Below are 5,893 nucleotides of genomic sequence, written 5' to 3'. Positions count from 1 at the left end.
AAGGGACAGCCATGGAACGTTACGTCGAGGACTACCAGAAGCGGCGGCTTACCGAACGCGTCGACATCATCGCTGCCATCAATATCTTGAGGTCACAGGGCTGCGAATACGACGACCTGATCGAGGAGATCACCAAGGTCTTCTATGTCGACCTGGATGCCTTCAATGAAATCGTCATGGCGGCATAGGTTCGCTTAGATCGCAGTCGGTTTACATCACTGACGCAGCATAGCTGATCGCTCTGCGCGCGGGCTTAACTATCTGCCCCCGAGCTCCAACATATCGAAATGCCCTTCATCTAGTTGTCCTGCCGGCGCTTCTCGATTTGGTAGGTCAGCCAACGGCAGAACATCCCGACGATGGACAGCGCTGCGCCGCCAATCAAACAGGCGGTAAGCACTGGGCTTTTTGCAGCGCTCGACCAACTCACGATGGCGAGCAGGATCACACTCCCGGTCGAGATTAAATAACCGATCCCCTTCAGAAGGTGCAGCGAAGCTTTTGTCATGCATGGGCTCTCCCGACAGGTTTTGCCTTTCGGAACATTCTTCGCGTTGTGAAGTTCCATCGCTGCCACACAACCAAAAACGAGAGGCATCTTGATGCCCAATTATCTGAAGCTGACCACAATCACGAAGGGCCTCATCAGAGTGGTGGTCGAAACGCCACGTGGCGCGACGGCGAAACTGGCCTTCGAGCCGCGAACGCAGATGTTCGGCTATGTCCGTCCCTTGCCGGTCGGCATGATGTATCCCTATGACTGGGGCTTCATTCCTTCGACGCTAGGCGAAGACGGCGACCCTCTTGATGGGCTTGTGATTCATCAGGCAGCCACGGCTCCCGGAGTCGTGATCAAATGCAACTTGCTAGGCGCCTTGCGCGTCAAGCAGAAGGACGAAGGCGGTGAGGTTCTGCGCAACGACCGCTATGTCTTCTGTCCGCACAGGGAGGATGCTCCCGATGAGCCCGTTGCGGCGGATCACGTTCCAGATGACCTGCGGCGTGAGATCGAGCAGTTCTTTGTCTCCTCGGTGCTTGGAACCGGCAAGACCATCAAGTTTAAAGGCTGGCAAAATGCCGCCGAAGCTCGCAAGGCCATCAAGATGGGTGTGAAGGCCTTTTCAGCTCGCCGTTGAGTGGATCGAGGTTGCGACTCTCGCTGGCTGCCCGTCTAATTCCAGCACGTGCTGCCCGTCAGACTTTATCGCGCGGTATCAATCCACGCGGAACCGTTCGTCCGGTCGCAGGTTGCAACAGTTCCAACAGGAGATGCAGCTATGGATCACACCAACCACGTACGCCTTACCAGCAATGAATTGACCTCCGACATACTCGACGGCGCGACCATTTACGGTGCGGAGGATGAGAAGGTCGGTACAGTCTCTCACTTGCACGGCAGCGAGGTCGTCGTCGACGTCGGCGGCTTCCTGGGCATCGGCGCAAAACCGGTTGCCGTACCGGCCAACCAGCTGGACTTCATGCGCGACGAGAACGGCGACGTTCATGCGGTCACCACTTGGACCAAAGAACAGCTCAAGGCCATGCCTGAGCATCAGGATTGAGGATCAACAGGGGCTGGCTTCGGCTGGCCCCCAACTTTGTAAGGATGACAGGGTGACGTGGCCGAGGCGGAAGCCGCCAGGCGGACAGGTCAGTACAGCGCAGTCGACGGAGACCGGCTGTGGCGGCTAAAGGGCTAGTATACGGACGGCTTGGCGAAAATTGCCTGCATATCTGCGTCGACATGCAGCGCTTGTTTGGACCCGCCGGGCCTTGGGCGGTACCATGGGCCGAGAAAGTGGTGCCGGCCATAGAGGAACTGGTCGCCAGACATCCGCAGCGAACACTTTTCACCCGCTTTATCCCGGCCGAGCGGCCAGGTGAGGGACCGGGGATGTGGGCGAGCTACTATCGCCGGTGGGCAGAGGTGACGCTTTCCCATATCGATCCGGGCCTGATCGAGCTCATGCCACAACTTGCACGGTTCGTGCCGCCGGCCAAGCTCGTCGACAAGCACGTCTATTCGCCATGGACCGAAGGGCATCTCGACGCCCTGCTGCACGGTGCTGGGCGCCATCGATCGCGGCTTTCGCGTCGTTCTTGTCACCGACGCCATCTGCAGCTCCGCGGATCAAACGCATGATGCGCTGATGGAGCTTTATCGTTCGCGGTTCAGTGAGCAGGTCGAGGCAGTGACGATGCAGGAAGTCACGGATAGTTGGCAGTAAGATATGAAGGCTGACCAGTCTAACCCGCGCGCCGGAATGCCGAGGCGGTGACGCGGTTGCGGCCGCCGCGCTTGGCGGCATAGAGCGCCTTGTCGGCGGCGCTGAGCACCTTGTCGAAGCTGAGACCCTCCTTGGTGCCGAGGGCAAATCCGGCACTGACCGTGCATGTCAGCAAACCGGTCTCGGTTTCGATGCGACGTGCGGCGAAAGCTGCCCGTATGGCCTCGGCGGTGGCTTCCACCGTCTCGGGCAAGGTCCGCTTCAGCACCAGCGCGAATTCCTCGCCGCCCATGCGCGCGGCGACGTCGGCCGGGCGAAGATTGCCGGCGAGGTCCTGGGCGAACATCCTCAGCACCTCATCGCCGGCGGCATGGCCGAATTCGTCGTTGATGGCCTTGAAGCTGTCGAGGTCGAAGACGACCACCGCCGTGAAGGCGCCGATCGGGGCATCACCGTGCAGGTCGAACAGGGCGCGGCGGTTGAGCAGGCCTGTCAGCGGGTCGGTCAGGGCATTGTGGCGATGATGCCTGGCCAGACGCCCCTGATTGAGCGCCAACGACAAGGCTCCAATCCCGGTCATGCTGGCGATGACGATGATGAGGCTCAGCTCCTCGGCCCAGTTGCTGGGCGCATGTCCGAGGATCAGCTTTCCATCCCAGGCAAGAACCATGGCGCACAGAGCGAAGGACGTGGCCGTGGCCGAATAGAGCGCGGTGATGCCGATCGTGAGGGCAGGGGCTTCGTCGCGGCCTTTCCAGTATTCGAGCGCCGTTGCGAACAGAAGCAATGCGGCAAAGGCGTTTTCGAACATGAAGCCCAGCCCGTCATAGCCAAGAGCCATGGGAGGCAACGTCACAACCAGCGAAATGGCGCTGGCAATCGCCATTCGCGGCATTGGCGAGCCGCCGGTCCTGAACTGGTAGGCGGCGCCCAGCATTGTCGAAAAACCGAGCAGAAGGAAAGCCAGCGTGGCGATGCCCAGCAGGCGCCCAGGCATGTCGATATAGGCGTCATAGATAAAAATATCGCCGACCATGAACACCAGGCTGATCGCCCATGTCAGCAGGAACCTCTCCGAGCGAGCGGTCAGCCACATGCCGAACAATGTCAGGCTCAGGCAGGCGGCGGAAAAACCGACAGCCAGCAGAAGTGAAGTGTAGTCGAGCGACATGCCCCTCGTTTCCTTGCCCCAAATCTGTGACTTGGCCTGCCTGGATTCATGCAGCAAGGAGGTATCGATAAGGTTACGACGGCGGCGAATCCTTGGCTTATTGGGTTAGAGGATCACCCCCGACAATAGCAGAATGACGCCGACAGCCATCATCAGCAGCCCCGGCCAATTCTGTGATAGGCCGAGGAAGCCTAATCCGCGCCGTCGTGGCTCAAGCGTCGGGCCGGACGTTGCGAGATTGGGCATCGGGCGGTCTGAAGCTACGGGCGTTGGATCACTGAGCCGCCCGCGTCTGAGAACGGCGACCGCCATGTACACAACGCCGGCGATGGTGAGCAACGCCCCGATCAGGATGATCGCCATCTTTCCTCGCTTTCTTCCGGTTCTCCTGATGCCAGCGTTCCGCCGGTTGGGCGCGCCTGGCCATCTCTGGGAAAAACCGGTCTTGGCGAGCAGCGAGCCTATCGCATCCACGCGAGGCACCCGCCCGGTCGCCCGCTAGTGAGGCAAAAACGGTCAACCTGCCCTGCAGGTTCCGACAGGAGTTGCCGGACCGGACCCGAGAGTGTGGAATTCGACGCTTAAACGGAAGGATAGCGCCGCAGGCTAGCTGCTCTAATCCGCCACGCGCTTCATCAGCGCCATGGCACCGAACGGCGCGCGCACCTTGCCCTCGGTGATGAAGTAGACGAATACGTCGCGTGGCTTGACCGGCGCCTCGGTCGAAGGATCGGCGCGTCGGAGATCGGCAGGCACCTTGCCTTCCGCCCAGGTCTTGGCGCGCGCCGCCCATTCATCGAGGCCCTTCGGCGTGTAGCAGTCGGGATTGTCGTCGCTGCCAGTCTGCAGCCGGGCATAGATGAAATCGCCGGTGACGTCGGCGATATCAGGATATTTGGCATGGTCGGCATAGACGATCGCGACCTCGTACTTGCGCACGAGCGCGGCGAATTCCGGCACGATAAAACTGTCGTTGCGCACTTCGACCGCGTGGCGCAGCGCAACGCCGTCCTGCTTTTCCGGCAGCAGTTTCAGGAAAGCTTCGAAATCGTCCGGATCGAACTTTTTCGTCGGCGCGAACTGCCACAGGATCGGCCCGAGCTTTTCGCCGAGCGCGGCAACGCCCGAGCCGAGGAAACGCATCATCGACTCGCCGGCCTCGCCGAGCACGCGCCGGTTGGTGACGAAGCGGTTGCCCTTCAGCGCATAGACGAAACCGTCCGGCGCCTCGCTGGCCCATTTGACGAAGGTCGGCTCCTTGAAGCTGGAATAATAGGTGCCGTTGACCTCGATGCTCGGCACCTGCCGAGTGGCGTAGTTCAGCTGCTTGGCCTTGGAAAGCTTGTCGGGATAGAAGGACGTATCCCAGGGCTCGAAGGTCCAGCCGCCCATGCCGGCGCGGATTGTTCCCGATGTGCTCATTGTCATCCTCCCAAATGCTGAAAAAGATCAGGCCGCGGTGATCTCATCGACGGTTTTGGCCATGTCGACGAGCACCCATCCTGGCCGGTAGGGATTGGGCCGGCGACCCGTTTCGTGGAAACCGTAGGCCAGATAGAGTGCGATGTTCCGCTCCATCCTGGCGTTGGTGTAAAGCCGCACCTCGGGCAGGCCCCCAGGCGCGTCTGTTCGTCAGCGTGTTTCAGCAGCGCAATGCCGAAGCCTTTGCCTTGAAAGTCAGGGGAGACGGCGACGGAGAAGATCATCCCGTGGTCGTCATGCCGCTCCAGCGTGAGCACTCCGGCAAGCTCGCCGCCGTCCTCGAGCAGCCAGACTTCGCCACCCTCGATGCGTGGCGCATAGTCCTCGGTGACCGGGATCGGCGGCGCGCCGAACAGGGCGGTGTACGGCGCATAGGCCGCTTGCGTCAGCGAGACGACGGTTTGGAGATCACCGGCAAGCGCTCTTCTGATTGTCATTCAAAAGCTCTCCAGGCGCCAACCGGTCCGATCGTCACTCCGCCGCTTCGCGCTTGCCTCCGGGGCGACGCTCCAGCAGTTCCTTGAGGAACTGGCCGGTGTAGCTGCGCTTTTCGCGGACAATGGCTTCCGGCGTGCCGGAGGCGACCAGTTCGCCGCCGCCGTCGCCGCCTTCGGGGCCGAGATCGAGCACCCAGTCGGCGGTCTTGATCACCTCGAGATTGTGCTCGATGACCACCACCGTGTTGCCCTGGTCGACCAGTTCGTGCAGCACTTCCAACAGCTTGGCGACGTCGTGGAAATGCAGGCCGGTGGTCGGCTCGTCCAGGATGTACAGCGTCTTGCCGGTCGCCTTGCGCGACAGTTCCTTGGCGAGCTTGATGCGCTGCGCCTCACCGCCGGACAGCGTCGTCGCCTGCTGGCCGATATGGATATAGCCGAGGCCGACCTGCTTCAACGTGTCGAGCTTGTCGCGCACGCCGGGCACGGCGGCAAAGAAATCGACGCCTTCCTCGACCGTCATGTCGAGCACGTCGGCGATCGATTTGCCCTTGAACAGGACATCGAGCGTCTCT

9 protein-coding genes and 1 pseudogene are annotated in these 5,893 nt (G+C 61.2%); 4 read left to right on the top strand and 6 right to left on the bottom strand.

Annotated features, from left to right (window positions below; genetic code table 11):
• Positions 1 to 188: hypothetical protein (locus EN935_RS19130; protein WP_206534541.1), on the top strand; the 188-nt coding region annotated here is incomplete at its 5' end.
• 110 nt (positions 189 to 298) lie between these two features.
• Here the strand turns inward: EN935_RS19130 and EN935_RS19125 are convergent.
• Positions 299 to 508 (bottom strand): hypothetical protein, encoded by a 210-nt coding sequence (locus EN935_RS19125; protein WP_127263653.1) that lies wholly within the window; start codon positions 506 to 508, stop codon positions 299 to 301.
• Positions 509 to 602: 94 nt separating this feature from the next.
• Here EN935_RS19125 and EN935_RS19120 point away from each other — a divergent pair, with 94 nt between their 5' ends.
• The 3 genes from EN935_RS19120 (at position 603) to EN935_RS19110 (ending at position 2,143) form a co-directional block, all read left to right on the top strand.
• Complete coding sequence (locus EN935_RS19120) at positions 603 to 1,136, top strand: inorganic diphosphatase (RefSeq protein ID WP_127263651.1); 534 nt, start codon at positions 603 to 605, stop codon at positions 1,134 to 1,136.
• A gap of 141 nt (positions 1,137 to 1,277) precedes the next feature.
• On the top strand, positions 1,278 to 1,562 hold the full coding sequence (locus EN935_RS19115) for a PRC-barrel domain-containing protein (RefSeq protein ID WP_109669208.1): 285 nt from the start codon (positions 1,278 to 1,280) through the stop codon (positions 1,560 to 1,562).
• Between the two features lie 239 nt (positions 1,563 to 1,801).
• Positions 1,802 to 2,143: a hypothetical protein gene (locus EN935_RS19110; protein ID WP_348629899.1), complete on the top strand. Its 342-nt coding sequence runs from the start codon at positions 1,802 to 1,804 to the stop codon at positions 2,141 to 2,143.
• A gap of 104 nt (positions 2,144 to 2,247) precedes the next feature.
• On the opposite strand, the gene EN935_RS19105 is transcribed toward EN935_RS19110, so the two are convergent.
• The 5 genes and pseudogenes from EN935_RS19105 to EN935_RS19085 all read right to left on the bottom strand — a co-directional run.
• Positions 2,248 to 3,399, bottom strand: a complete 1,152-nt coding sequence (locus EN935_RS19105) for a GGDEF domain-containing protein (RefSeq protein WP_127263649.1) — start codon at positions 3,397 to 3,399, stop codon at positions 2,248 to 2,250.
• A gap of 105 nt (positions 3,400 to 3,504) precedes the next feature.
• On the bottom strand, positions 3,505 to 3,762 hold the full coding sequence (locus EN935_RS19100; RefSeq protein WP_109669203.1) for a hypothetical protein: 258 nt from the start codon (positions 3,760 to 3,762) through the stop codon (positions 3,505 to 3,507).
• A 252-nt stretch (positions 3,763 to 4,014) separates the two neighbouring features.
• A complete protein-coding gene (locus EN935_RS19095) occupies positions 4,015 to 4,821 on the bottom strand; it encodes a DUF72 domain-containing protein (protein WP_109669201.1) in 807 nt (268 codons plus the stop codon).
• A gap of 27 nt (positions 4,822 to 4,848) precedes the next feature.
• A pseudogene (locus EN935_RS19090) lies at positions 4,849 to 5,318 on the bottom strand (GNAT family N-acetyltransferase).
• A 34-nt stretch (positions 5,319 to 5,352) separates the two neighbouring features.
• Positions 5,353 to 5,893 (bottom strand): ATP-binding cassette domain-containing protein (locus EN935_RS19085; RefSeq protein ID WP_127373522.1); only part of this gene is annotated, 541 nt, incomplete at its 5' end.

Source organism: Mesorhizobium sp. M7D.F.Ca.US.004.03.1.1, from assembly GCF_003998635.1.
GTDB lineage: Bacteria > Pseudomonadota > Alphaproteobacteria > Rhizobiales > Rhizobiaceae > Mesorhizobium > Mesorhizobium loti.
Note: the sequence above shows the minus strand (reverse complement) of the source record. Positions and strands in the feature narration are given on the sequence as shown.